20 protein-coding genes and 1 pseudogene are annotated in these 24,935 nt (G+C 72.2%); 18 read left to right on the top strand and 3 right to left on the bottom strand.

Translation table 11 applies throughout. The features are described 5' to 3' along the window. Positions 1-296: 296 nt before the first annotated feature. From FFT21_RS06205 to FFT21_RS28765, 13 genes are all read left to right on the top strand, one after another. A complete protein-coding gene (locus FFT21_RS06205) occupies positions 297-1,898 on the top strand; it encodes a PucR family transcriptional regulator (protein ID WP_137812804.1) in 1,602 nt (533 codons plus the stop codon). Positions 1,899-2,388: 490 nt separating this feature from the next. Next, positions 2,389-3,561, top strand: a complete 1,173-nt coding sequence (locus tag FFT21_RS06210; protein WP_137812805.1) for an aspartate aminotransferase family protein — start codon at positions 2,389-2,391, stop codon at positions 3,559-3,561. Positions 3,562-3,613: 52 nt separating this feature from the next. Next, positions 3,614-4,552: a UbiA prenyltransferase family protein gene (locus FFT21_RS06215; RefSeq protein WP_137812806.1), complete on the top strand. Its 939-nt coding sequence runs from the start codon at positions 3,614-3,616 to the stop codon at positions 4,550-4,552. 5 nt (positions 4,553-4,557) lie between these two features. Next, the gene (locus FFT21_RS06220; protein WP_137812807.1) at positions 4,558-5,601 is read left to right on the top strand and encodes an NAD-dependent epimerase/dehydratase family protein; all 1,044 of its coding nucleotides are present in this window, start codon (positions 4,558-4,560) and stop codon (positions 5,599-5,601) included. Between the two features lie 49 nt (positions 5,602-5,650). Further along, positions 5,651-5,923: an acyl carrier protein gene (locus FFT21_RS06225; protein WP_137812808.1), complete on the top strand. Its 273-nt coding sequence runs from the start codon at positions 5,651-5,653 to the stop codon at positions 5,921-5,923. Positions 5,924-5,966: 43 nt separating this feature from the next. After that, positions 5,967-8,036, top strand: a complete 2,070-nt coding sequence (locus tag FFT21_RS06230; RefSeq protein ID WP_192909407.1) for an AfsA-related hotdog domain-containing protein — start codon at positions 5,967-5,969, stop codon at positions 8,034-8,036. 20 nt (positions 8,037-8,056) lie between these two features. Further along, the gene (locus FFT21_RS06235; protein ID WP_225978128.1) at positions 8,057-10,720 is read left to right on the top strand and encodes a phosphoenolpyruvate synthase; all 2,664 of its coding nucleotides are present in this window, start codon (positions 8,057-8,059) and stop codon (positions 10,718-10,720) included. A gap of 17 nt (positions 10,721-10,737) precedes the next feature. Next, on the top strand, positions 10,738-11,838 hold the full coding sequence (locus FFT21_RS06240) for a hypothetical protein (protein WP_137812811.1): 1,101 nt from the start codon (positions 10,738-10,740) through the stop codon (positions 11,836-11,838). Beyond that, on the top strand, positions 11,835-12,335 hold the full coding sequence (locus FFT21_RS06245) for a hypothetical protein (protein ID WP_137812812.1): 501 nt from the start codon (positions 11,835-11,837) through the stop codon (positions 12,333-12,335). The genes FFT21_RS06240 and FFT21_RS06245 overlap by 4 nt, the downstream gene beginning before the upstream one ends. A gap of 6 nt (positions 12,336-12,341) precedes the next feature. After that, positions 12,342-12,809 (top strand): type II toxin-antitoxin system RatA family toxin, encoded by a 468-nt coding sequence (locus tag FFT21_RS06250; RefSeq protein ID WP_137812813.1) that lies wholly within the window; start codon positions 12,342-12,344, stop codon positions 12,807-12,809. Further along, positions 12,806-13,702: an AurF N-oxygenase family protein gene (locus tag FFT21_RS06255; RefSeq protein ID WP_137812814.1), complete on the top strand. Its 897-nt coding sequence runs from the start codon at positions 12,806-12,808 to the stop codon at positions 13,700-13,702. Before FFT21_RS06250 ends, FFT21_RS06255 begins: the two co-directional genes overlap by 4 nt. Next, the gene (locus FFT21_RS06260; RefSeq protein ID WP_137812815.1) at positions 13,699-14,406 is read left to right on the top strand and encodes an SDR family NAD(P)-dependent oxidoreductase; all 708 of its coding nucleotides are present in this window, start codon (positions 13,699-13,701) and stop codon (positions 14,404-14,406) included. The genes FFT21_RS06255 and FFT21_RS06260 overlap by 4 nt, the downstream gene beginning before the upstream one ends. A 91-nt stretch (positions 14,407-14,497) precedes the next feature. Further along, positions 14,498-14,662, top strand: coding sequence for a hypothetical protein (locus tag FFT21_RS28765; RefSeq protein WP_153816536.1), 165 nt, complete (start codon positions 14,498-14,500; stop codon positions 14,660-14,662). Positions 14,663-14,805: 143 nt separating this feature from the next. Here FFT21_RS28765 and FFT21_RS06265 read toward each other — a convergent pair whose 3' ends face one another. Then, positions 14,806-15,954 (bottom strand): L,D-transpeptidase, encoded by a 1,149-nt coding sequence (locus FFT21_RS06265; protein ID WP_225978129.1) that lies wholly within the window; start codon positions 15,952-15,954, stop codon positions 14,806-14,808. Positions 15,955-16,202: 248 nt separating this feature from the next. On the opposite strand from FFT21_RS06265, the gene FFT21_RS06270 reads away from it, so the two are divergent. The 3 genes and pseudogenes from FFT21_RS06270 to FFT21_RS30650 all read left to right on the top strand — a co-directional run. After that, on the top strand, positions 16,203-16,799 hold the full coding sequence (locus tag FFT21_RS06270) for a YncE family protein (protein ID WP_137812817.1): 597 nt from the start codon (positions 16,203-16,205) through the stop codon (positions 16,797-16,799). A gap of 1 nt (position 16,800) precedes the next feature. Then, positions 16,801-17,532 carry an alkaline phosphatase family protein gene (locus FFT21_RS06275; protein WP_137812818.1) on the top strand — a complete coding sequence of 244 codons (732 nt, stop codon included), beginning with the start codon at positions 16,801-16,803 and terminating at the stop codon, positions 17,530-17,532. A 128-nt stretch (positions 17,533-17,660) separates the two neighbouring features. After that, positions 17,661-17,729 (top strand): annotated as a pseudogene (locus FFT21_RS30650) (hypothetical protein); the annotation flags it as partial. 237 nt (positions 17,730-17,966) lie between these two features. On the opposite strand, the gene FFT21_RS06285 reads toward FFT21_RS30650, so the two are convergent. After that, positions 17,967-19,754, bottom strand: a complete 1,788-nt coding sequence (locus FFT21_RS06285; protein ID WP_137812819.1) for a thiamine pyrophosphate-requiring protein — start codon at positions 19,752-19,754, stop codon at positions 17,967-17,969. Positions 19,755-19,839: 85 nt separating this feature from the next. Between FFT21_RS06285 and FFT21_RS06290 the strand changes: the two genes are divergently transcribed. Next, positions 19,840-22,764, top strand: a complete 2,925-nt coding sequence (locus tag FFT21_RS06290; RefSeq protein WP_137812820.1) for an FAD-binding and (Fe-S)-binding domain-containing protein — start codon at positions 19,840-19,842, stop codon at positions 22,762-22,764. 9 nt (positions 22,765-22,773) lie between these two features. Here the strand turns inward: FFT21_RS06290 and FFT21_RS06295 are convergent, their stop codons facing one another. Then, complete coding sequence (locus FFT21_RS06295; protein ID WP_137812821.1) at positions 22,774-24,093, bottom strand: MFS transporter; 1,320 nt, start codon at positions 24,091-24,093, stop codon at positions 22,774-22,776. 91 nt (positions 24,094-24,184) lie between these two features. On the opposite strand from FFT21_RS06295, the gene FFT21_RS06300 reads away from it, so the two are divergent. Continuing rightward, the gene (locus tag FFT21_RS06300; protein WP_137812822.1) at positions 24,185-24,895 is read left to right on the top strand and encodes a FadR/GntR family transcriptional regulator; all 711 of its coding nucleotides are present in this window, start codon (positions 24,185-24,187) and stop codon (positions 24,893-24,895) included. Positions 24,896-24,935 lie beyond the last annotated feature (40 nt).

The following is a 24,935-nucleotide window of genomic DNA, read 5'->3' on the forward strand; positions in this document are numbered from 1 at the left end:
GCGTGGCCGCCGGCTCGTCGACTGGTCGGCGCCGGCGGCGGGTAAGTTCCCGCGCGGTGTACCCGCCCACCCCGCTGCGGCCCGCCGCTGCCCGGCGGCGGACCGTGCGGCCGGGCACCCGCGGTGTTCTCGGCGTTTTGGGTTTCCTTGATGTTTGCATTCCGCCGATCGCGGCAATGCCGGATGTGCGGTGCGTACGGCCATGACCACATCCCGCTCCCGAAATGGGGCCGGCAAGCTCTCTGGCGAGATGCCTGCGTGATTAACTAGATCGGCGGTATGACACAATCGCCGGCATGACTTTCACGGTTCAGGACGTTCCAGCGCTGAGCACGTTTCGGATCGCGGGCGTTTCGCTGGTGGCGGGGTCCTCCGGCCGGCGGCGGCGCATCCGATGCTCGGTCGTCGCACCGGTTCCTGGCGATGCGGGTCCACTGCTGGGCGGTGAACTCCTGTTGCTACAGAATCCACTGAGCCGTTCCGTCGAGGGCGAAATCGCGCAGGTTGTCGCACAATGGGACGATGTCGGACTGGCCGGTGTGGCGATACCCGTCGGACCGGGCCGAGATCGGCTCCCACTGGCCTGCCTCGCCGAAGCGGAAAAACGACGATTACCCCTGCTGGCGCTGCCGAACAACGCCGCGGTCATCGAGTTGGCCCGGGAAGTCGACCGGGCCGTGCTGGCCGATCAGCAGGCCCGGCTGAACCGGATGCAACGGATCGGGACGGCATTCACCGACCTCACCGTGTGCGGCTGCGGCACGCGCCCGATGGACATCCTCGACCGGCTGGCCGCGTTGGTGAACCGGCCGCTGGTGCTGTTCGACGAGTTCGGCCGGGCCGTGGAAACCCGCCGCCCGGCCGAACTCGACGACCACGTGTTCCGCGAGCACGATCACGCCTGCGCGGCCATGGCGGAGCCGGGCAAGGCCGAGGCGAGCACCGCCGATCCGGACCGACACTGCCTGTGGCTACCGCTGAGCCTGCGCGGCGTGCCGCACGGCTCGCTGCACCTGCTGGCCACGGACCGCCCCTTCGACGAGGTCGACATGATGGCCCTGGACCGTGCGGTGGCGGCGTTGGCCACCACTCTGCTGCTCCGCCAGCGTGACCAACGGCTGTCCCTGCAGGCGCAGCGCAACCTGGTGGCGGACCTGGTCTCCGGGCGGCGGGCCAACGAGCGCGAGTTCGCCCGCCGCGCCCGGGAGCTGGGCGCCAACCTGGCCGGTCGGCAGCTCGCCGCGGTGGTCGTGGTGCCGATGACCTCCGCCGAGGGCGTCACCGAGCCGCCGGAGTGGCCGGCGATCGTGGACTGCCTCACCGCGGCGGCCGGCAACCACGGCGGCACAGCGCTCTGCGGTGGCACCGCCGAGACCACGGTCGCCCTGTTCGGCGTCGGCGACCGGGAGCGCCTGGCGCTGGTGGCCGAGGACGCGCTGAACCGGCTGCACCGCCAGCACGGGCTCGGCGCCGCCGTGGCCACCTGCCTGGCCGACTTCCCGGTGCTGCCGCACGCCTTCGACGCCGCCACCCGGCTGGCCCACTACGGGGCGCAGCGGGCCCCCGGCGTCTACCCGGTCGAGCAGTTCCGGCTGGAGCTGCTGTTCGAACGGCTCAACAGCAGCGCCGAGCTGTACCACTTCGTGCGGGACGAGATCGGTCCGTTGCTGGAGCACGACACCCGTGGCGGCCAGCCGCTGCTGCCCACCCTGCGCGCCTACATCGCCAACCGCTGCTCCAAGACCGTCACCGCGCAGCGGCTGCGCATCGTGCGGCGCACCCTGTACCGGCGGCTGGTCGAGATCGAGAAGATCCTCGGCCGCGACCTGGACGACGGCCACGCGGTCATGCGTATCTCACTCGCGCTCTGGGCCTGGGACCTGATTTCCGCGCGGTAGCGCATCCCGCATTCACTACTCCGCACGAATACATTCAGCCGTACTGACGATTCCCGTGCGCGCCGCGGTGGCGGCGCGGTCAAGTCAGGCGTGTCAAACATAGCCATTCCTTAACACTCACGGACACGTGCGGCGAGCGGCGACCCTACGGGTCGCTGGATGACGCGAACTTCCGAATGAGTCGCGGGTGCTGCCGGAATGCGATTTCCTGTTTTCGTGGACGCCTGAATAAGGCACTGTGATGATCGTCATGCGCGGGTAACGCGCTGTCGGTCCTGAGCTGCACGGTGAGCCGAAACGTGTCACCGGGCGCCGGTCGATGTCCCGACTCGCGCGTTGAAGGGGCGACTCGAACCGGCCACCGTGGTCGGCGAAAGGGGCTGACCGAGGGGAGCGTAAGGACAACGTGAAACGCACAACGGCGGCGACTGCCGATGTCTTGGGGACCGTTCGGCGTCATCTTTCGCCCGGTTTGGCGCTCGGGTACAAGATGATCGGGCATGGCGCGTACGAGGTCGCCGCGGATGGCGCGACCGTGCGCCTGTCGGACGGCCGGGAACTGGTGGACTTCGGTTCCTACGCGGTGGCCCTGCTCGGCCATCGGCACGGCCCCGTGGTGGACGCGGTCGCCGAGCAGCTTGCCAGGATGCCCACCGCGACCAGGGCGCTGGCCAATCCGGCGGTGACCGGGTTCGTGGACGAGCTGCTCGCCCGGTGCGGTCCTCGGCTGCAGCGGGTGTGGCTGGGCAGCGACGGTGCCGACGCGGTGGAGGCCGCGGTGAAGCTGGCCAGGCGCGGCACCGGCCGGCCGCGCGTCCTCGCCGTCGAGGGCGCCTTTCACGGCAAGACGCTGGGCGCGCTGGCGCTGACCTGGTCCCCGGCCTTCCGGCAGGGGCTGGAGAGCGCGCTGGCACCGGTCACCCACATCGCGCCCACCGACCGCGGCGCGGTGGCCCGCGAGGCGGCCGCCGGGGACGTCGCGGCGCTGATCGTGGAGCCGATCCAGGGCGAGAACGGCGTGCGGCCGCTAGACGCCGACATCGTGGCGGGCTGGGCAGCGGACGCCCACGCGGCCGGCGCCTTCGTCATCAGCGACGAGATCCAGGTGGGGCTGCGCCGCTGCGGAGAGTTCTCGCTCGCGCTGGCCCGGGGCTGGCAGCCGGACGCGGTGCTGTTCGGCAAGCCGCTCGGCGGTGGCGTGGTGCCGCTGTCCGCCGTGGTGGCCACGCCCGAGCTGTACGGGCCGCTGACCGCCGACCCCACCTTCCACAGCGCCACGTTCGGTGGTCACCCGCTGGCCTGCGCGGCCGGCACCGCCGCGCTGCGCGCCATCGACGACCTCGCCGGGCGGGGCGCTGCCGTGGCCGATCGGGTGGAGCGAGAACTGCGCGGGCTGGCCGACCGGCATCCGCTGGTCGTCTCCGGGCTGCGCGGGCAGGGACTGTTGTGGGGCATCGACTTTCCCACGCCCGCGGTCGCCGGTTCGGTGCTCACCGACCTCGCCGAGCACGGGCTGCTCGTCTCGCCCTGCCTGAGCGCCTCGCGGACCATCCGGCTGCTGCCGCCCATGGTGACCACCGAGGCGGAACTGCGGCGCGCGGTGGACGCGCTGGACGGGGCGCTGGCGGCGGCCGTGGACTACCTCCCGGAGGTGGCGTCCTGATGCGTGTCAAGCCGGGGCAATCCGGTGCTCGCGACACGGAAGGTGGCTTCCGGTGACCCCGAACCCGGCGCCGCCGGCCGCGATCCGGCCGCGAGCGGCGCTGCCGATCCGGTTGGCCATCTGGGCCGCCGAACGCTTCCCGCCGACCACCGCCGCCGTGGTGCTCGTGGCGTACGCGGCGGTGATGCTCCTCGGCCGGGCCGCCACGCATCCCGGTGCGCTGCCGGCCTCGGCCACCGACCTCGCCACCGCCCTGGGCGCCCTGGCCTTCTACCTGATGGTCCGAGTGTTCGACGAGCACAAGGACTTCGTGCGGGACCGGATCGCCCATCCCGACCGGGCGGTGCAGCGGGGCGTGGTCAGCCTCGCCGACCTCAGGGTGGTCGCCGGCGTCGCCGTGGCGGTGCAGGTGCTCGCCTGCCTGTGGGCGGACCACGGCGTGGGCCCGGTCGGCGCGTGGTGGGCCAGCACGATGGCCTGGATCGCCTTGGTGGCCAAGGACTTCTTCCTGGGCGAGCGGATCGCCGGCCATTCGGTGCGGCAACCGGTGGCCAGCATGCCGGTGTCCGCGCTGGCCTGCCTGTGGATGGCGCAGACCGGCGCGGGAGGCGAGCCGCTGCCCTGGGCGGTGGCCGGCGGGCTCGCCGCGCTCGGGCTGCTCGTGTCGGCCGTGTTCGACCTGGCGCGCAAGCTCGTGCCGGAACCGGGCGGCGCCGGCCGCTCCTACGCGGCCGCGCTCGGGCCGCGGCGGGCGTGCCTGGTGCTGGGCGCGGTGCTGCTCGCCGAGTCGGCGGTCATCGCGGCGGTGCAGCGGCTCGTGGTGCCCGGCCGGGTCGCGCCCGCACTGGTCCTGCTGGCCGCCGCGCCCGCGCTGCTCACGCTGCTGTGGGCCGCCCGGCCCCGGCTCGCCGGCCGGGCAACTCTCGCGGCGTTGCTGGGCCAACTCGGCGTCGTGGTCGCCGCGCTCGTCGGGACCAGGGGAATGGGGTGAACCGCATGGCATCGTCAATGTCCGCCCGCCGGGTGCTGGTCACCGGCGCGACCGGCCTGGTCGGTTTCGAGGTGCTGGACCAGTTGCGCGGTCGGCCCGGACTTGCGGTGCGCGGGGTCAGCCGCCGCGGCTCCACCACCCACCGCGACGTGGTGCGCTGGCACATCGGCGCCGAGCCGGTGCCGGACGAACTGGCCGGGCCCTGGGACGTGATCGTCAACACCGCCGCGGACGTGCGATGGTCGCTGCCGGTGGCGGAGTCCTACCGGGCCAACGTGGCCACAGTGGACGCATTGGCGCCGCTGGTCTCGCCCGACACCCACGTCGTCCAGGTCTCCACTGCCTACGCCGCCGGGCACCGAGGGGACGTCTTGTCCACCGACCCGGCCGACTACCGCAACGCCTACGAGTGGTCCAAGGCGCACGCCGAACGGTTGGCCAGCGAACTGTTTCCCCGGCTCACCGTGGTGCGCCCACCGCTGATCATCGGGCGGCGCCGGGACGGCAGGGCGGCCCGGTTCTCCGGGATGTACACCATCCTGCGCGGCATCGCGACCAGCACGGTGCCGGCCATCGCGGCGGGGGACGGCGCCCGGTTCGACCTGACCCCGGTGGACGACCTGGCGCGCATTGTGGTCGACGCCGTCCTCTCGCCCGAGGCGCACGACGGCAGGGTGTACGTGCTCGCCGGCGGGGAGGACGCGCCGGAGGTCAGCGACGCTGTCGACATCATGGTGGCCACCCTGAACGAGTGGCGCGCCGCTCGCGGTCGCGGCCCCATCACGTCGCCGAGGGTCATCTCGCCGGAGCGGTGGAACCGGTTCTTCCTGCCGTTCTCCCGGCAGCACCTCTCCCGCCGGCAGAACGACATGATCGACCTGCTCAGCGTGTTCGAGCCGTACACCGAGTCCACCATTTCCCTGGACCGCACCCACCACATCCGCGACGTGCGGAACTGTATTCCCGCGGCCGTCCGCTACTGGGCGGACGTGAATCCACGACTCGCCGCGATGGAACCCGTTGCGTGGCGGTCGGCGACCACCGCCTGACCGTCGGCCACCCCTTTCTCCGTACACCCCTTTCGATTGGAGATGACGTATGCAGTCCGTCAGCACCGTCCGCGACCAGGTCCGCTCGCTGGTCATCGACGCCGCCCCGGTCGAGGTCGAGCAGGTCGCCGAGACCACGACGTTGACCGACGACCTCGGCTACGACTCGCTCAGCCTGCTGGAACTGGTGAACATGCTGGAGAACGCCTTCGAACTGCCCACCGTCCCGGACAACGAGGTCGCCGAGATCACGACCGTCGGTGCGGTGCAGGACCTGGTGCTGCGCATGGTCGAGGAGCGGCGCGCGCGGACCGCGGGCTGAGAAGGAAACGCCAACCCCAGCGACGACGAGAATGGGTGACCACATGACCCGATACCTGGTGCATCCGCCGGCCACGGCGGAACCGGCTGGTGCCCGGCTGGGCGCGGAACACGCGCCGCCGATCCCGGAAACGCTTTCCGCGGTGCCCGAGAAGCGCGTGTTCTTCGCCGTGGACAGCTACTTCCGGGACAGTTGGGAGGACCTGCGCGCATTACCGGCAGAGGAGATCGACCACGTGCTGCGGCGGCACGCCACGCTGCTGCTCAAGCCAGAGTCGATGGTGGCCCGACGCGCCGACGTGGCCCTCGAATGGCTCCGCGAGCAGGGTGTGGTCGTCGCCGCCGAACGGGTCCGGATCAACCCGCACCAGACCCGCGCCCTGTGGCACTTCCAGTGGAACGTGGCCACCCGGGAGCGCCGGGATCTCTGCGACCTCATCGCCGCCGCCGGGGATTCGCTGTTCGTCGTCGCGCGGCTGCCCGAGGACCCGGTGCCGGCCACCGTGCGGTTGAGCAACCTCAAGGGGCCCGCCGATCCGGCTCGCCGGCAGCCGTGGCAGTTGCGACACCGGCTCGGCGGCGACAACTTCCTGCTGAACTTCGTGCACGCCGCGGACGAACCGGCCGACCTGGTGCGGGAGCTGGGCATCCTGTTCGACGGTCCGGCACGCCGCCGCATCTACCGCGCCCTGCTGTCCGGAGTGGACCGCTACCCGGACGCCCAGCGCTACGTCACCCGGTTGTACCGCCAGTCGTCCGCGCACGACCTGCGGCTGCGCGGTGTGCTGCGGCGGATGACGGACCTGCTGGGCAACGCCGCCGCATCCCCGGCGGCCGCCGAACTGCTCGCCGCGCTGAACGCGGCGGAGAACGGGCTGCCGGTGCGCTGGACGGAACTCCGCGCGCTGGCCGCGCGCGCCGGGCTGACCGTGCCGCCATGGGATGACATCGTGCTCGGCTCGCACCTCGCGATCACCTCGGACCCGGGCACGCCGATCCTCACCACGGTGTCGCCCGACCAGTGGCAGCGGCGCGACCCCGCGGCGGACCGCGTCCCCGCCGTCCCGCGCCCCGCGGCCCGGCCCGGCGAGCGGCCCGCGCCGCCGACGCTGCACTACGGCCAGGCCATCGCCCGCCGCACCGTGCACAAGGCCGGCATCGAGGAGGTGATGGTCACCGACAGCGCGTCACTGTCCACAGAGGAGTTCCTGGTGGCCGCCGAACTGCCCACCGCGCACTCGTACTACAGCGACACCACCACCCCCGCGCTGCGCTTCGAGCTGATGCCGCTGCTGGAGGCATGCCGGCAGGCCGGGTACGCGGTGATCCACCGCCACCTCGGGCTGCCCACCGACCGGCGGTTCATCATCCGCGGCTACCAGATGCACCTGTGCCCGGAGATCCTGTTCGCCGCGCGGCCCCGGCCGATCCGCGTGTCGATCAACTGCCGGGTGGAGCGGAGCTGGGAGCGAGCGGGTCGAGTGGCCGGCATGCACCTGGGCTACTCAATGTCCACTCCGGACGGTGAGCCGATCGGCACGGCACGCGTGGCGCTGTACTGGGTCGGGCCGGCGCAATGGGCGCAGATGCGTGCGGAGTCGCGGGCCCGCCAGGGGATGCCCGACGAGATCGGAGCGGCGCCCGTCTGGGGCACGCCGGTTCCGGCGCGCAGCGTCGGCCGGGACTGCGACCGCAACGTGGTCCTGGCGGACGTGGACTGCCGGGACGGTCGGTTCGCCGCCGGTGTGGTGGTCAACCCGGGCAACCACGGCATGTTCGAGCACGAGCAGGACCACGTGCCGGGCATGGTGTTGATGGAGGCGGCGCGGCAGTCCGCGATGGTGGCCGTGGCCGAGGCCGTCGGATTGCCGCCCGAGGCGCTGTCCGTCGCCGGCATCGACGCCCAGTTCACCGCCATGGCCGAGCTGGACCTGCCGCTGCGGATCACCGCCAGCGCGCGGACCGCGACGTCCGGCGGCGCACCCGTCGGCACGGTCACCGCGGAGATTCGGCAAGGCGACGTGCGGATCTTCCGCGCCTCGGTGGACGTTGCCGGAGCCACCGTGGCCGAGCCGGCATACGCGGCCGCGGCGGACGGCGGGCGGACCGGATGACCCGGGCCACCGAAGCCGACGTGTTGACCGCGCGGAGCGAACCCGGGCCGGTCGCCCGATTCGCCGGCGGCAAGGGGCACAACCTGTACCGGCTCACCCGCGCTGGTCTGGCCGTGCCGCCCTGGGCGGCCGTCGGCACCGACGTGTTCGCCGCGTTCCGCTCGGCCACCGGGCTCGGCGAGCGGATCGCCCGCGCGGTCGCCGAGCTGAGCCTGGACACCGCCGACGAGGTGGCCGCGCGGATCGCGGAGTCGTTCGCGGCCACCGAACTCGACCCGACCAGCGTGGCCGCGATCGAACAGGCGCACCGGCATCTCGGCGACCGGCCGCTCGCCGTGCGGTCCTCGGCAGGCGACGAGGACAGCGCCCAGCACTCCTTCGCCGGCCAGCACGCCTCGTACCTCAACGTGGTGGGACTCGCCGAGGTGCTGGAGAAGGTCAAGCTGTGCTGGACCTCGGCGTACTCGGCCCGGTCGCTGACCTACCGGCTGATGCACGACCTGCCGACCAATCCGGTGGACATGGCGGTGGTGTTGCAGGCGATGGTGCCCGCCGAGGTGAGCGGGGTGCTGTTCACCGCCAACCCGCTGACCGGCCGCACCGACGAGGCACTGATCAGCTCCGTGTACGGACTGGGTGAGGGCCTGGTGTCCGGCGCCGCGGACGCCGACACGGTGACCGTCGACCGGGCCAGCGGCACGGTCAAGGACACCGTCGTCGGGCAGAAGACCGAACGGATGGACGTCCACCCGGCCGGCTCGGGATGCGTCACCGCTGACGTCGACCCCGCCCAGCGGGACCGGCTGTCGCTGTCCGCCGGACAGCTCGACACGCTGCGCGGCGCCGCCGCGCGGATCGAGGCACTGTTCGGCGGCCCGCAGGACGTCGAGTGGGCCTTCGCGGACGGGCGGCTGTGGGTGCTGCAGAGCCGGCCGATCACCAACATCGCGCCGGACCCGGACGCCGAGATCCGGCTGTGGGACAACTCCAACATCGTGGAGAGCTTCGGTGCGGTCACCGCCCCGCTGACGTTCAGCTTCGCCCGGCACTCCTACCACCGGGTGTACCGGGACTACTGCGCGCTGCTCGGCGTGCCCCGCGCCCAGCTCGACCGGATGGACTCGTGGCTGGCCAACATGCTCGGCTACTTCGACGGCCGGGTGTACTACAACGTGCTGAACTGGTACAAGGTCATCCGCCTGCTGCCCGCGTACCGGCTCAACGCCAGGATCCTGGCCGCCGCCACGGGTGTCCGCGAGCCGTCCGCCGAACTCGCCGCCGGCACTCATCCGCTGGAGTGCCGCTGGCCCGCGCAGGAGGCGATCGTCCGGCTGCGCGTCGCCGTCCGGTTCGGCTGGGCGGCGCTCACCGTGCACCGCCTGGTGGAGCGGTTTCTCCGCGACTTCCACGCGGTGTATGCCCGCTACGACGCCGTCGACTACACCGAACTGCGCCCCGAGCAGGTGTACCGGCACTACCTGGAGGTGGAGCGGGCGCTGCTGTCCCGGTGGGGCGGCACCGCCGTGCTGGACCACGTGATCTGCCTGAGCTACGGGGTGCTGCACCTGCTGACCAACCGCTGGCTCCCGGACATGCCGGAGTGGGTGCGCTGGCAGGTGGTCAAGGTGGGCGAGGACGACGTCGAGTCCACCCAGCCCGCCCGGCGGCTGGCGGAGATCGCCCGCACCGTGCACGCCGACCCGGACCTCGGCCCGGTGGTGCGCGAGCTACCCGCGGAAGGCCTGCAACGGTGGCTCACCGAGGCCACCGGCGAGCCCGCCGCCTGGCTGCGCCGCGAGCTGGACCGCTACCTGGACGACTTCGGCTACCGCAACGCCAACGAGCTGAAGCTGGAGGAGCCCGACCTGCGGGACGACCCGGTGCAGTTGTTCGGCATGCTCAAGGACGCGGTCAACGAAAACACTGCCCGACCATCCACCACGGACGGTGGAGAGTCCTATCTGGACGACCACCTGGGCGGCTGGCGGCGGGCGGTGTATGACCGGGTCCGCCGCCGGGTGCGGGACGCGCTGCGGGAGCGGGAGCGCGTCCGGTTCGCCCGCACCCGCGCGTTCGGCATCGCCCGCCGGATGTTCCGGGCCATCGGCGAGGGGTTGCACCGGGCGGGCGCGCTGGCTGACCCCACCGACGTGTTCTTCCTGCGCCTGGAGGAACTGCGCGACGCCTTCGCCGGCACCATCGCCCACCGCGAGTTGCGCCCGCTGGCCGGGCTGCGCCGCCGGCAGCGGGACAAGCAGCGCATGCGACCCGCGCCGCCGCCCCGGTTCACCACCCGCGGCAGCGTGTACTGGGGCGAACTTCGCCCCGACGTGCCGGCCGACCCGGCCGGCGACGGCGGCACCCGGCTGCGCGGCACTCCGTGCAGCCCCGGTGTCGTCACAGGTGAGGCCCGGGTGGTGGACAACCCGCGCGAGGTCGGCTCGAAGATCGTGGTCACCTACCGCACCGACCCCGGATGGGTGGGCGTGCTGCCGTCGGCCGCCGCACTGGTCATCGAACGCGGCAGCCCGCTGAGCCACGTGGCCATCGTCGCCCGCGAGCTGGGCGTGCCCACGGTGGTGCAGATCCCCGACCTGACCACCCGGGTGCGCACCGGCATGACGCTCACCGTCGACGGCGGCCAGGGGACCGTCGAGATCACCGAAGCCGCGCCCGACGAATGACATCCGAAGGAGACTATGTGGCAACACGGCTGGAGACCGACCGCAGGGAAACCGTGGAGCACCGGCTGCGGAAGTTCCACGATGTCGGCATCGCCGACGTCCTGGAGGTGGTCGGTTACCTGCGCGAGCCCGGCGACAGCGTGATCGCCGGCGGCTCGCTCAGCTTCGGGCTGGGCAACCGGCTGTCCGACTTCGACGTGGTGGTGTGCGGCCGAAGCACCGACACCTCGCTGATGCCGCTACAGCACTGGGTGAAGTCGCTGCGGGTGGACGTGTGGACCCGCGCGCACCGCGACATCGACGCGGTGTTCGCCCTGGCCGACCGCGCGCTGGCCAGCACGGCGCCGATCGCCGGGGCGCTGGGCAGCGTCGAGGAGGAGCAGCAGTTGAAGCTGCTGCACCGGATCGCGTTCGGGCTGCACCTCGACGGGCCGCCGCTGGCGCCGTCGGGCGGCCGCGACCATCTCGAGGTCGCCCGCGACCTGGTGGTCCGGGAGTACGCGGAACGCATGCGGGAATCCGCCTGCGTCGCGCAACTCGCGGCGCGGGCCGGGCGGTGGCTCGCCGCCGCGGTGAACGCCCGCTCGGCGGTGGAGGAGGCGCTACACGCCACCCTCGCCGCCAGCGGCGTGCCGTTCACCGGGGACAAGTGGTTGGCGGAGCGGTTGACGGAGGTGCCCGACCTGCGCGCCGGCCACCAGGACTTCGCCGTGCTGCCCGAGCCCGTCGACGATCCCGCGTTCGTCGCGGAGGCCATCGCCTGGTGTGAGCGGCTCACCGGCCTCGACCTGGACGCCGACCAGCTGCGCCCCGCGCTGCGCTGGATCCATGACGGCCTGCTGCTACACCGCGTCAACCACGAGGACCTGCTGGTCGCCCCGGACGTCGGCGGCCTGTGGCAACTGGACTCCGGCGAGGCCCACGCCTGGCGCGGCCTGTGCGAGATCGGCGAGGCACCGGCCACCGGACCGGACCGGGTGAGCTTCCCGGGCGGCCGCTGCACCGCGGAGCAGACGAGCCTGTGCCTGCGGCTGTACGAGCGCGGGCTGCTGCGACTGGACTGGGACCGCGGGGTCACCGTGGCCGAGCTGACGTTCCCGGAGGTGGCTGGCTCGTGAAGACGATCGACGTGGACGCCCGGCGGTACGCCTGGTGCCGGGGGCAGGCGACCTGGTGGATGGGGCTGCCGGTGGCCGCGCTGGTGGAGGACATGCGCGGCGCGCTCTCCGAGGGCCAGGACGGGCTGGTCCGCCGCAACGCCCGGGTGGTGGGGCAGAGCTGCGCGGTGGTGCTGAACCTGGTGCTGTTCCACGAGCGCCCGCTGCCGGTGCAGCGCATGCGGGCCTCGTGGGCGCTGGACCGGCTGACCGACCACCCGCTGGGCGAGGAGTGCCGGCTGCTCGTCGCCGGACGGCGGGACGACTCCGCCGACGAACTGCTCGCCCGCACCGAACGACTGGTCAAGCAGGTGCGCGCGCTCGTCGGCGACCTGCCCGACCCGCTGGTACCCGAGGGGTACTTCCCGTCCCTGGCCACCGCGCGCGAATGGCTGCAGCTCATCGAGGCGGTCGGCGAGGAAGGATTCCTGCCCCGCGAATGGAAGAAGGACGAGTAACCCGATATGCCACAGGTCACGTTGGACATGCAGATCAACGCGCCCGCCGAGGCGGTCTGGCACGTCGTCACCGACGTCGAGCGCTACCCGGAATCCATGCGGAGCGTGCGCTCGGCCAGCATCCTCGACGAGGAAAGCGAGACGACCCGGCGCACCGCGTGGTCGGTCACGCTCAAGGGCTCCATCCTGGAATGGGAGGAGAGGGAGACCCTCGACCCGGGCCGGATGGTCATGCGGTTCCACCAGCTTTCCGGCGACATGGAGGTCTTCGACGGGGAGTGGACCGTCGAGGCAGTCGACGCCACGCACAGCACCGTGCGGCTCACCGTTGAGTTCGAGATCGGCATCCCGCTGCTCGCCGACATGCTCAACCCGGTGGCCCAGCGGTCGTTGCGAGAGAACTGCATCGAGATGTTGCGGGGCATCGAAGTCCGCTCCACCGGGGCCGTCGCCGACATGGTGGCCAACCGATGACGGGCACGCTGCACGGGGACCGGGAGAAGGTCGCCGAGCGCCTGCTGCATGCGTCGGTGAGGAACTCCTTCGATCCCGAGGTCGACGTGGACTGGGCCGCGCCGCTGGACGAGGACCTGTTCTACGTGCCGCCGCACCGGCTGTCGCTGTACGGCACCGATTTGTGGCACCGGCTCGACCACCGGCAGCGGGTGGAACTGTCCAAACACGAACTCGCCAGCACCGCCAGCATGGGTATCTGGTTCGAACTGCTGCTCATGCAGATGCTGCTGCGCCACGTGTACGCGAAGGACCCGCGCAGCAGGCACGTGCAGTACGCGCTCACCGAGATCGCCGACGAGTGCCGGCACTCCACCATGTTCGCCCGGATGATCGAGCGGATGGGCTGCCCGTGCTACCGGCCGCGCCGCGTCGACGAGGTGCTGGCCCAGCTGCTCGCCGGGATCGCCAGCGGCCCGGCGATGTGGGCCGGCATCCTGCTCGCCGAGGAGATCCTCGACCGGTTCCAGCGGGAGTCCATGGTGGACGACTCGGTGCAGCCGTTGGTGCGCACGGTGAACCGCATCCACGTCATCGAGGAGGCCAGGCACGTCCGCTACGCCAGGGAGGAACTGGTGCGGCAGATGGTCCACTGTCGCGGGCCCGCGCTGACCTACCACCGGCTGATGACCGCGCGCGGCGCGCACGTGATCACGCACAGCCTGATCCATCCGGATGTGTACCGGGCCGTGGGCCTGGACCCCCGGCAGGCCCGCCGGGCCGCGCTGACCAATCCGTCCTATCGGGACACCTTGCGGTGGGCCGGCGCCAAGGTGGTCGACTTCCTGGACGACGCCGGGCTGGTCGGCGGGCCGACCCGGTGGTTCTGGCGGAAGTCGTTCGTGCGGCCATGAGCGCACGCGAGGCGCGTAGCGCCGTGGTGCTGGGCGCGCGCAACCTCGGCGGCGCCGTCGTCGGCCGGCTGGTCCAGGAAGGGTGGCAAGTCACCGCGGTGGCCCGCAGCGACGACACGCTGCGGGCCACCCGCGCCCTCGGCGCCACCGCGGTCCGCGCCGACGCGTCCGACCCGGCGGAGCTGGCCGAAGTCCTCGCCGCGGCCCGTGCCCGGCAGGGCGGGTTACACCTGGTGGTCAACGCGGCCCGGCCGGACCGGCCGGCGGGCGACGTGCCGTTCGGTGGCGGGCCGATCGCCGGTGCGGACCTGGCGACCTTCCGCGCCTGGGCGGTGGTCGCGGCGGAGCAGGCGTTCGTGTTCCTCGCGCAGGCAGGCGCCGCGCTGCGCGGCGCGGGCGGTGGCACCCTGGTACAGGTCACCGGCGGATCGAGCCGGCGCGCCACCGCCGGGCGCGGGCCATGGTCGGCCGGCGCGTTCGCCACCCGGGCGCTCACCCACGCCGCCGCGGAGGAACTGCGCGAGTTCGGCGTGCACGTCGCCCTGCTCGTGGTGGACGGCACGATCGGCGCGCCCGACGCGGCGGCCAGATCCGCCGAACTCGCCGACATCGCCGACGCCGTCGCGGTCCTCGCCACCGAACGTGCCCACCGGCACACCTACGAACTCGTGCTCACCCGAACCTGGCAGGCAGGACCAGGCTAACCGGGCCAGGTATCGGCCCGGTGCGCCGCCGAGAGCCCCGGCGGCCGCGCGCACCCGGAGACCGGTTCCCAACCCGGGGAGAAGGAGCCCTTTGGACACCACTGGCATTCCGCACCCGCCCGGTCGCATCCCGCTGCTCGGCGACGTGCGCGGCATCAACTACCGCACGGCGGTGCAGGATTCCCTCCGGCTCAGCCGCGACATCGGGCCGATCTTCAGATGCGAGTTCCTCGGCACCAAGATCGTCACCGATTGAGGCACAGCGCGTCCGGCTCCGGAGACCAGTTTCAGGAGCTGTGGTCGGCGAACGGGCCGGTGGCGGCGAAGGCGAGCTTGGCGAAGCGCTCGCCGATGCGGACGACGAAGCCGACCGGCGGATCGCTGCTGGTCCGCGTGGCGCTACTTGGCCTGGCCGACGCCGGCCTGCCACTGGTCCCAGGGAACCTCCCAGTCGCCGTAGGTGTCCCACACCGGCAACGGCTGGCCGCCGGAGTTGGTGATCTCCACCACGTCGCCGATGCCGAAGTGGTCGAAGAACCACTGGGCGTTGTCCGGGCTGAGGTTGACGCAGCCGTGCGAGACGTTGCTGTTGCCCTGCTGGCCGACCGACCACGGCGCGGAGTGCACGAACTCGCCGTCGTTGGAGATCCGCAGGTCGAGGTCGACCTTCTCCCGGTAGTAGCCGGGCTGTCCCGGGCAGACGCCGTAGCTGCAGGAATCCATGATGATCGACGGCTGCTTGTCCGAGATGACGTGCGGCCCCTCGTGGGTGGGGAAACCCGGTGCGCCCAGGCTCATCGGCATGGCCTTGACCATCTGGCCGTTGTCGAAGATCTGCAGTTGCTCGGTTCGGCCGTCGGCCTTGGCGATCCACGCGTCGTGCACCTTGTAGGTGGCGGTGTTGTCCTCCGCGCCGTAGACGCCGTTGCCCATGTCCAGTCCGAACACGTGCGCGGTGATGCGGATGGTGGTGCCGGGCTGCCAGTAACTCTGCGCCCGGTAGTGCACGTTCCTGTCGTCCACCCAGTACCAGGCCCCGGGCTGCGGCGGGTCCGTGGTGGCCTCCAGGTGCTTCACCACCTCGGCCTTGTTCGCCACCGGCGCGGTGAACTGGAACACCATGGGCTGGCCGACGCCGATGCCGGTGGCCTGCACCACGTTCGGGCCGGGGACGACGTTCGCGTAGGCGCGCTTGGCCGGGGTCAGCGTGGTCACCGTCGCGTCCTTCTCGGTGGACCGCCCGATCGCGTTCTTCGCCTTGGCGGCGACGCGGTAGCTCGTCGCGTACTCCAGCGGCTGGGAGGACCGCCACGACGTCCGATCGGCGGACAGCGTGCCCGGTACCTGGCGGCCGGTGGCCGCGTTCGTCACGGTCACCTCGGACAGCGTCCCGGCCGTCGCGGTGACCGTGATCGGCGTGGTCGGGTTGATCGGCTGCCCGCCGTCCGGTGCGACGGCCACCACCACCGGTGGCGCCGACGGCGGAACGGGGGTGCCCGGGATCGCCTGGCCGCTGCACCCCGCCACGGTCAGTGATAAAGCAACCACGGCGTGCAGGCACCAGCCCCGCCGCCGGTTCCCCGTTCGCATCGCGCCCCCAACTCGTCGGTATGGGCCTACGATGGCCGCCGCCAACGTCCCCATCTAACACGGTACGGAGCGCGGCGTCGGCGGGCATCGCGAGGGTGAAGACCACCGCCGGTTCACCGTTCGGTCAGGTGACCGAACCGGAACAGTTGGCATGGCGCGTCTAGTGTCCCGGTGTCCGGCGTCCCGAGCCGGCAGAGGAATACGCCATGCGCAGGATCAGCCGCTGGGCCGTGGCGGTCACGGCGCTCGCCGGGCTGGCCGGGGTCGCGGCCGCGGTGGTGCCGAACCACGTGGGCCCGCACGGCGACGGGACGGCCACGGCCACGTACGGCTGGCGGATCACGCCGGCCGGCGACGGGTCGACGCTCTACGCCTCGGCCGGCGGCAACGACAAGGTCCGGGTCTACCGCCGCACCGGCGACCAGGTGACCGAGCAGGCGCCGATCGCGCTGCCCAGAGGGTCGTTCCCGGCCGGGCTGGCGCTCGCCCCGGACGGCGCTCGGCTCTACGTCGCCGACAACGGCGCCGGCGCGGTGTCCGCCGTGGACCCGCGCGCCGGCCGGGTGACCGCCACCGTGGCGACCGGACCGAACCCGTTCACCGTGGGCCTGAGCGCGGACGGCCGCACCGCCTACGTGTCCAACTGGGGCGGCGACACCGTCTCCGTGGTGGACACCGCGTCGATGGCCGTGCGCGGCACGCTGACCGTCGGCAGCCATCCGACCGCGATCATCCGCAACCCGGTCACCGGGGCGATCTACGTCGCCGTGACCGACGCGGACCGGATCGTGACCACCCGCTAGGGTGTTCCCGACCGAGCCGCGCCTGGCCGCGCACACCGACCCGAGCTACGCCGCCCAGGACCTCACCATCACCGACAACAGCCGGGTCGACGAGTGGTCGCGGGAGTTCCACCAGTTCGTCGCCAACGGGCAGCTTCCCAAGGTGGAATTCGTGCGGCTCGGCGGCGACCACACCATGGGCACCACGCCGGGCGCGCGGACGCCGAAGGCCTACGTCGCGGACAACGACCTGGCGGTCGGTCGCATCGTGGACGCCGTCTCACACAGCCCGTACTGGGCGAACACCGCGATCTTCGTCACCGAGGACGACGCGCAGAACGGGCCCGACCATGTCGACGCCCACCGCACCACGGCCCTGGTGGTCAGCCCCTACACACAGACCGGCCGGGTGGACTCCACCCTGTACTCCACGGTGTCCATGATGCGCACCATCGAACTGCTGGCCGGCATCGGCCCACTCACCCAGTTCGACGCCGCGGCCACCCCGATGAGCGCCAGCTTCGCCGGCACCCCGAACCTCGCCCCGTACACCGCGGTCACCCCGGCGCAGCCGCTGGACGAGCGCAACCCGGCGACCGCCCCGATGGCCGCCGACTCCGCCGGGATGGACTTCAGCGACGCCGACCGGGCCCCGGAACAAGCAGCTGAACGAGGCGATCTGGCAGAGCGTGCGGGGCGCGGGCAGCCCGATGCCGGCGCCCCGGCATGCCGTGCCGTCCGCCCCGGACGATGACGACGATCACTGACCGCCGCGCGTTCCCGGCGAACATCCCGCCGGCCGAGCGTGGCGTGCCATAGAGAGGCTCGTAGCAGCGCGGTGCGGCTGTGCTGCCAGCCGTGTTAGAGCAGGGCGACGCGCAGGTGCACCCGCTGCCCCCGGACCATTTCGACGCGGCGATCAGCCGCTTCGGCATCATGTTCTTCGCCGATCCGGTCGCCGCCTTCGGCAACATCCGCGGCGCGCTGCGCTCCGGCGGCCGGCTGGCGTTCGTGTGCATGGCCGAGCCGGGTCACAACGACTGGATGCGGGCGGTGTCCGCGATGCGTGCGCACGTGCCGGCGCCGGATCTCGGCGCGCCCGTCCGCCCCGAGGCACGGAAGCCGCCCGGGCACGGACCTTCGCCCGTACCCGGGCGGCTCGGCAGGCCGGGGCTGGCAGAGCAGCCCTCAGCGGCCGGGGACGAACTCCTGCGCCTTGGTGCTCACGCCCCGGGTGACCACCTCCCAGGCGTCCGGGTCACCGCGCAGCAGCGCCTCGGCGGTGGACTTCATCTGCTCCCAGGTGGCGTGCGGCGGGATCGGCGGGATGTTCGGGTCGCAGCGCACGTCCAGCACCACCGGCCGGTCCGCGGCCAGCGCCCGGTCCCAGGCCGAGCCGAGGTCGCCGGGATCGTCCACGGCGACGCCGTCCAGCCCGATGCCCGTGGCGAAGTCCGCGTAAGACATGTCCGGAATGTCCTGGGACTCGGAGAACTTCGGCGCCCCGCCCATCGCACGCAGCTCCCAGGTGACCTGGTTGAGGTCGTTGTTGTGGAACACGCAGATGATGCACCGCGGGTCCGTCCACTGCCGGTAGTAGCGGCGGATGGTCAGCAGCTCCGCCATCCCGTTCATCTGCATCGCGCCGTCGCCGACCAGCGCGATGGCCGGCCGGTCCGGGTGGGCGAACTTGGCGCCGATCGCGTACGGCACGCCCGGCCCCATCGTCGCCAGCGTGCCGGACAGCGAGCAGCGGATGTTGCCGCGCACCCTCAGGTCACGCGCGTACCAGTTGGCTGCCGAACCGGAGTCGGCGGTGACGATGGCGTTGTCCGGGATGCGCGCGGACAGCTCCCAGACGATGCGCATCGGGTTGACCGGGTCGGCGTCCACCATGGCCTGGCGTTCCATCACCCGCCACCATTCGGCGACGTTCTTCTCCACCTTCTCCCGCCAGGACCGGTCGGTCTGGCGGGTCAGCCCCGGGATGATCCTGCGGAGGGTGGCCTTCGCGTCGCCGACCAGGTTGACCTCGGTCGGGTAGCGCATGCCGATGAACTTGCCGTCGATGTCCACCTGGATGGCTCGGGCCTGGCCGAACGGCGGCAGGAACTGGCTGTACGGGAAGTTCGAGCCGACGATCAGCAGGGTGTCGCAGCCCTCCATCAGCTCGTAGGTGGGGCGGGTGCCGAGCAGCCCGGCCGCGCCGGTCACGTAGGGCAGTTCGTCGGAGAGGACGTCCTTGCCGAGCAGCGCCTTGGCCACGCCGGCACCGGTCAGCTCGGCGATCTCCCGCACCTCGGCGGCGGCGCCGCACGCGCCCTGACCGACCAGGATGGCCACCTTCTTCCCGGCGTTGAGCACCTCCACCGCCCTGGCGACCTCCTCGTCGGGTGGCACCGGGGCGCTGTGCGCGTGGCTCGGCGGGCTGGACGGCACGTGCTTGAACACGTGCTGCGGCGGGCGGTACGGCTGCTCCTGCAGATCGGACGGGATGATCAGCGCGGTGGGCGCGCGCTCCGCCTCGGCCACCCGGATCGCCCGGTCCAGCGCGTTGGGCAACTGCTCGGCGACGTTGACCTCGACCAGGTACTCGCTGGCCACGTCCTTGAACAGCGCCTGCAGGTCGACCTCCTGCTGGTAGCTGCCGCCCATCGCGCTGCGCGCGGTCTGGCCGACGATGGCCACCACCGGCACGTGGTCGAGCTTGGCGTCGTACAGGCCGTTGAGCAGATGGATCGCGCCGGGACCGGAGGTGGCCATGCAGACGCCGGTGCGCCCGCTGAACTTCGCGTAGCCGACGGCCTGGAACGCCGCCATTTCCTCGTGCCGCGCCTGGATGAACTGCGGCTGGTTGCCCGCCTTGTCGAACGCGGCGACGATGCCGTTGATGCCATCGCCGGGATAGGCGAAGACCTGCTCCACACCCCAGTCCCGGAGCCGGTGGATCAGGTAGTCAGCGACGGTCTCGGCCATGTTTCCTCCATCAACTCGCCGGGAATTCCCGCGCATGGGTTACCCGCCCACGGGGGCGGGCACACGCGCGGACGAGGGAGGCTCCATGGCCGTCGGCCGGTTGATCAGACCACCCGCCACCACCATCAGCCCTCGGGCCGCCGAGGTTGACGCCGACCGCCTGGCGGCGGAGCTGCACACCCGGGTGCGCGGCGAGGTGCGGTTCGACCCGGGCAGCCGGGCGACGTATGCCACCGACGCGTCCAACTACCGGCAGGCGCCGATCGGGGTGGTGTTGCCGGAGACGGTGGACGACGGCGCCGAGGCGGTCGCGGTGTGCCGGGAGTTCGGCGCGCCGGTGGTTTCCCGGGGCGGCGGCACCAGCCTGGCCGGGCAGGCGTGCAACGTCGCCGTGGTGATCGACTGGAGCAAGTACTGCCGCCGGATCGTGTCGGTCAACCCGCGACGCCGCACCGCGATCGTCGAGCCCGGCATCGCGCTGGACCCGCTGAACAACCAGCTCGAGCCGTACGGCCTGCAGCTCGGGCCGCGGCCGTCCACGCATGTCACCTGCACGGTCGGCGGGATGATCGGGAACAACTCGTGTGGCTCCACCGCGCAGGTCTACGGCAAGATGCTGGACTCGGTGCTGCGCCTGGAGGTGCTCACCTACGACGGGCTGCGCATGTGGGTGGGCGAGACCAGCGACGAGGAGTACCGACGGATCCTCGCCGAAGGCGGCCGGAAGGCCGAGCTGTACCGGGGCATGCGGGAGCTGCGCGACGCCTATCTCGCCGACATCCGCACCCGCTACCCGGACATTCCGCGCCGGGTGTCCGGCTACAACCTGGACTCGCTGCTGCCCGAGCACCGGTTCAACGTGGCCCGCGCCCTGGTCGGCAGCGAGAGCACGCTGGTCACCGTGCTCCGCGCGGAAATCCAACTGGTGGAGCGGCGGCCGGCGCGGGCGCTGGTGGTGCTCGGCTACCCGGACGTGTTCGCCGCCGCGGACGCGGTCCCCCGGATCACCCCGCACCAGCCGTACGCGCTGGAGGGCCTGGACCGCCGGCTGGTGCAGCTCGAGCACATGGAGCACCTCGCCGAGGAGGCGATCCGGCAGTTGCCGGAGGGCAGCGGCTGGCTGATGGTCCAGTTCGCCGGCACCGACCAGGACGAGGTGGACCGGCGCGGCCGGCGGCTGGTGGACGAGCTGACCGCCGGCCGCGACGGCCCCACCGTGGCGTTCCTGGACGACCCGAGGCGCGAGGACGAGCTGTGGAAGGCCCGGGAGGCCGGGCTGGGCGCCACCGCCTACCCGCCGCAGGGCCGGGAGACCCACGAGGGCTGGGAGGACGCCGCGGTACCGCCCGAGCGGCTGGGCGCGTACCTGCGCGACTTCCACGCCCTGCTGGACCGCTACGGCTACGCCAGCGCCTCGCTGTACGGGCACTTCGGGCACGGCTGCGTGCACACCCGCATCCCGACCGATCTGCGCACCGCCGAAGGCATCGCCGCCTACCGCCGGTTCGCCGAGGAGGCCGCGCGCCTGGTGGCCGACTACGGCGGGTCGCTGTCCGGCGAGCACGGCGACGGCCAGTCCCGCGGCGAGCTGCTGCCGATCATGTTCGGCGAGCGGGTGGTGCGGGCGTTCGGCGAACTCAAGGCGCTGTTCGACCCGGACAACCGGATGAACCCGGGCAAGGTGGTGCACCCCTACCGGCTGGACGAGAACCTCCGCCAGGGCACCGCGTTCCGCCCGTGGCAGCCGCGCACCCACTTCGCCTTCCCCAACGACGACCACCGCTTCGCCAACGCCGCCGCCCGCTGCGTCGGCGTGGGCAAGTGCCGGGGGCACGAGGACGGCGTGATGTGCCCGAGCTACCGCGCCACCCGGGAGGAGGAGCACTCCACCCGTGGCCGCGCCCGGCTGCTGTTCGAGATGGTGGCCGGCGACGTGATCACCGACGGCTGGCGGTCGGACGCGGTCCGCGACGCGCTGGACCTCTGCCTGGCCTGCAAGGGCTGCCGCAGCGACTGCCCAGTGGACGTGGATATGGCCACCTACAAGGCGGAGTTCCTGTCGCACCACTACGCCGGCCGGCTCCGCCCGCTGGCGCACTACTCGATGGGCTGGCTGCCGCTGTGGGCGCGGATCGCCGCGCTCGCGCCGCACGCGGTGAACGCGCTCACCCACACCCCCGGGCTGGCCCGGCTGGTCAAGGCGGCCGGCGGGGTGACGCCGCAGCGGGAGCTGCCGCGGTTCGCCGAGCGCCGGTTCACCGACACCGTCCGCGGCGCCGGTGACGGGCGGCTGGGCACCGTGCTGCTCTGGCCGGACACCTTCACCAACAGCTTCCACCCGCAGATCGCGCACGCCGCGGTGGCCGTGCTGACCGACGCGGGATTCGGCGTCACCGTGCCGGACCGGACCGTCTGCTGTGGACTGACCTGGATCTCCACCGGGCAGCTCGGCGTGGCCAAGCGGGTGCTGCGGCGCACCCTGGACGCGCTCGCCCCCCAGCTGCGCGACGGCACGCCGATCGTGGTGCTGGAACCGAGCTGCGCCGCGGTGTTCCGCGCCGACCTCCCGGAACTGCTGAACGGCGACGAGGACGCGCACCGGCTGGCCGGGCAGACCCGCACGCTGGCCGAACTGCTCACCGAGCGGGCCCCGGACTGGCGGCCGCCGGAGCTGCACCGCCGCGCCATCGTCCAGCCGCACTGCCACCAGCACGCCATCCTCGGCACCGCGGCCGACCGCGCGGTGCTGGACCGCGCCGGCGTGGCCGCCGAGGTGCTGGACGCCGGCTGCTGCGGGCTGGCCGGGAACTTCGGCTTCGAACGCGGCCACTACGCCGTGTCCATGGCCTGCGCCGAGGACAAGCTGCTGCCCGCGGTGCGCGCGGCCGAGGAGGACACGCTGGTGCTCGCCGACGGCTTCAGCTGCCGCACCCAGATCGAACACGCCCGCACCGGCCGAACACCCCGGCACCTGGCCGAGGTGCTGGCCGGCGCGGTGCGCCGGCGCTGACCAGCCGGCTCAGGCTCCCGCCTGGACCGGCTTACCCGTGGTGGCCGGCGTGGGCACCACCGGCGCGGGCGACGGCATCAGCATCAGCGCCACCAGCGTGATCACCGCGCAGCCCACGATGTACCAGGAGATCGGCGTGCTGGTGCCGAACCGGCTGAGCAGTGCCGCGGCGATCAGCGGCGCCGGGCCGCCGGCGACCACCGAGGCGAGCTGGTAGCCCAGCCCGGCGCCGCTGTAGCGCACGTTGGTGCCGAACGCCTCCGCGATCAGCGCGGCCTGCGGCCCGTACTGCATGTCGTGCACCAGCAGCGAGACGATGATCGCGAACAGCGCCAGTCCGGCCGATCGGGTGTCCAGCAGGTGGAAGTACGGGAACGCGTACGCCCCGGTGAGCACGGCACCGATGCCGTACATGGTGCGCCGCCCGATCAGGTCGGAGATGTACCCGAACAGCGGCACGCTGACCAGGCCGATCGCGGCGGCGATCAAGGTGTCGGTCAGCACCTGGCCGCGCGGCATGTGCAGCTGCTTGGTGCCGTAGGTCAGCACGAACGTGACGAACAGGTAGAACGGCGCCTGCTCGGACATCCGCACGAAGGCTGAGGCGAGAATCTCCCTCGGCTGCTCCTTGATCACCTGCCACACCGGCCGGTGGGCCACCGCCTTCTGCGCCTGAATCGCACGGAACTCCGGGCTCTCCAGCACCCGCAGCCGGACATACAGCCCGATCCCGATCAGCACCACGCTGAGCAGGAACGGCACCCGCCAGCCCCACACCTCGAAGTTCGCGCCCGTGGACGCGCTGAAGAACTGCACCGCGCCGGTGGACAGCACCAGCCCGATCGGCACGCCCATCTGCGGGAAACTCGCCATCAACCCGCGCCGGCGCACCGTCCCCCACTCCATGGACATCAGCACCGATCCGCCCCACTCGCCGCCGACGCCGAGCCCCTGGATGATCCGCAGCACGGTGAGCAGCACGGGCGCGGCCAGCCCGAGCGTCTGGTGGCCGGGCAGCACGCCGATCAGCACGGTGGCGATCCCCATCAGCATCAGCGTGGTGATCAGCGTGGCCTTGCGGCCGATGCGGTCGCCGTAGTGACCGAAGATCGCCGCGCCGATCGGCCGAGCGGCGAAGCCGATGAACAGCGTGCTGAACGACTCCAGCACGCCCGCCTCGGGGGAGCCGCCGGGAAAGAACAGTTTGGGGAACACCAGCGCCGCGACGGTGCCGTAGAGGAAGAAGTCGTACCACTCGATCGTGGTGCCCACGGTGCTGGCGATCACCGCGCGGCGGCGCTGTGTCGACGACCGGGACGCGTCATCCATGGCAGCCTCCCGACAGGCTCAGCCACTTGGCCACTCTGCCAATGTGGACGCGAGTGTGATACTCTCCCGCTCGGCTGTCAAGGGGGTTACGGTGTCCGACGCGCTGCGACCACTGACCCGGCCGCGGCTGTATGAGCAGGTTGTCGCGCAGTTGCGGGAACATGTCGCGGACCAGGGACTCAAGGCCGGTGACCGGCTGCCGCCCGAGCGGGAACTCGCCGAGCGGCTCGGAGTGAGCCGGGCGTCGATCAAGCAGGCCATCGTCGTGCTCGAGGTGCAGGGGCTGGTCGACGTGCGCCACGGCGGCGGCACCTACCTGCGCAAGGACACCCTGCACAGCGAGCCGGTGGAACACCTGGTGGATCGCCGCCGCCGGCTGCCGGACGTGCTGGACGCCCGGGACGCCCTGGAGACCAAGCTGGCCGCGCTGGCCGCCCAGCGCCGCACCCCAGAGGATCTGGCCGCGATCGACGCCGCCCTGGCCGAGATGCGTGCCCAGGTCGACCGCGGCGAGTCCGGAGAGGACGGTGACCGCCGCTTCCACGAGGCGGTCACCGTGGCGGCGCACAGCGGGCTGCTCGCCCACTTCATGCGGCAGATCACCGAACCGATCGCGGAGAGCCGGCGGGAGTCCCTGCGGCAACCGGGCCGGCCACCACGGTCGCTGGCCCAGCACGAGCGGATCGCCGACGCGATCCGGGCCGGCGACGCGCGCGCTGCGATGCGCGCCATGCACCGGCACGTGGAGACGGTCAGCCGGGTGCGGCTGCTCAACTGGGATCCCGAGAACGAAGCCGGCTGACCGTCACACCGCCGGGTTTGTGCCCACCGCCGCACGGGTA

The organism is Gandjariella thermophila (assembly GCF_005405885.1).
Classification (GTDB): domain Bacteria; phylum Actinomycetota; class Actinomycetes; order Mycobacteriales; family Pseudonocardiaceae; genus Gandjariella; species Gandjariella thermophila.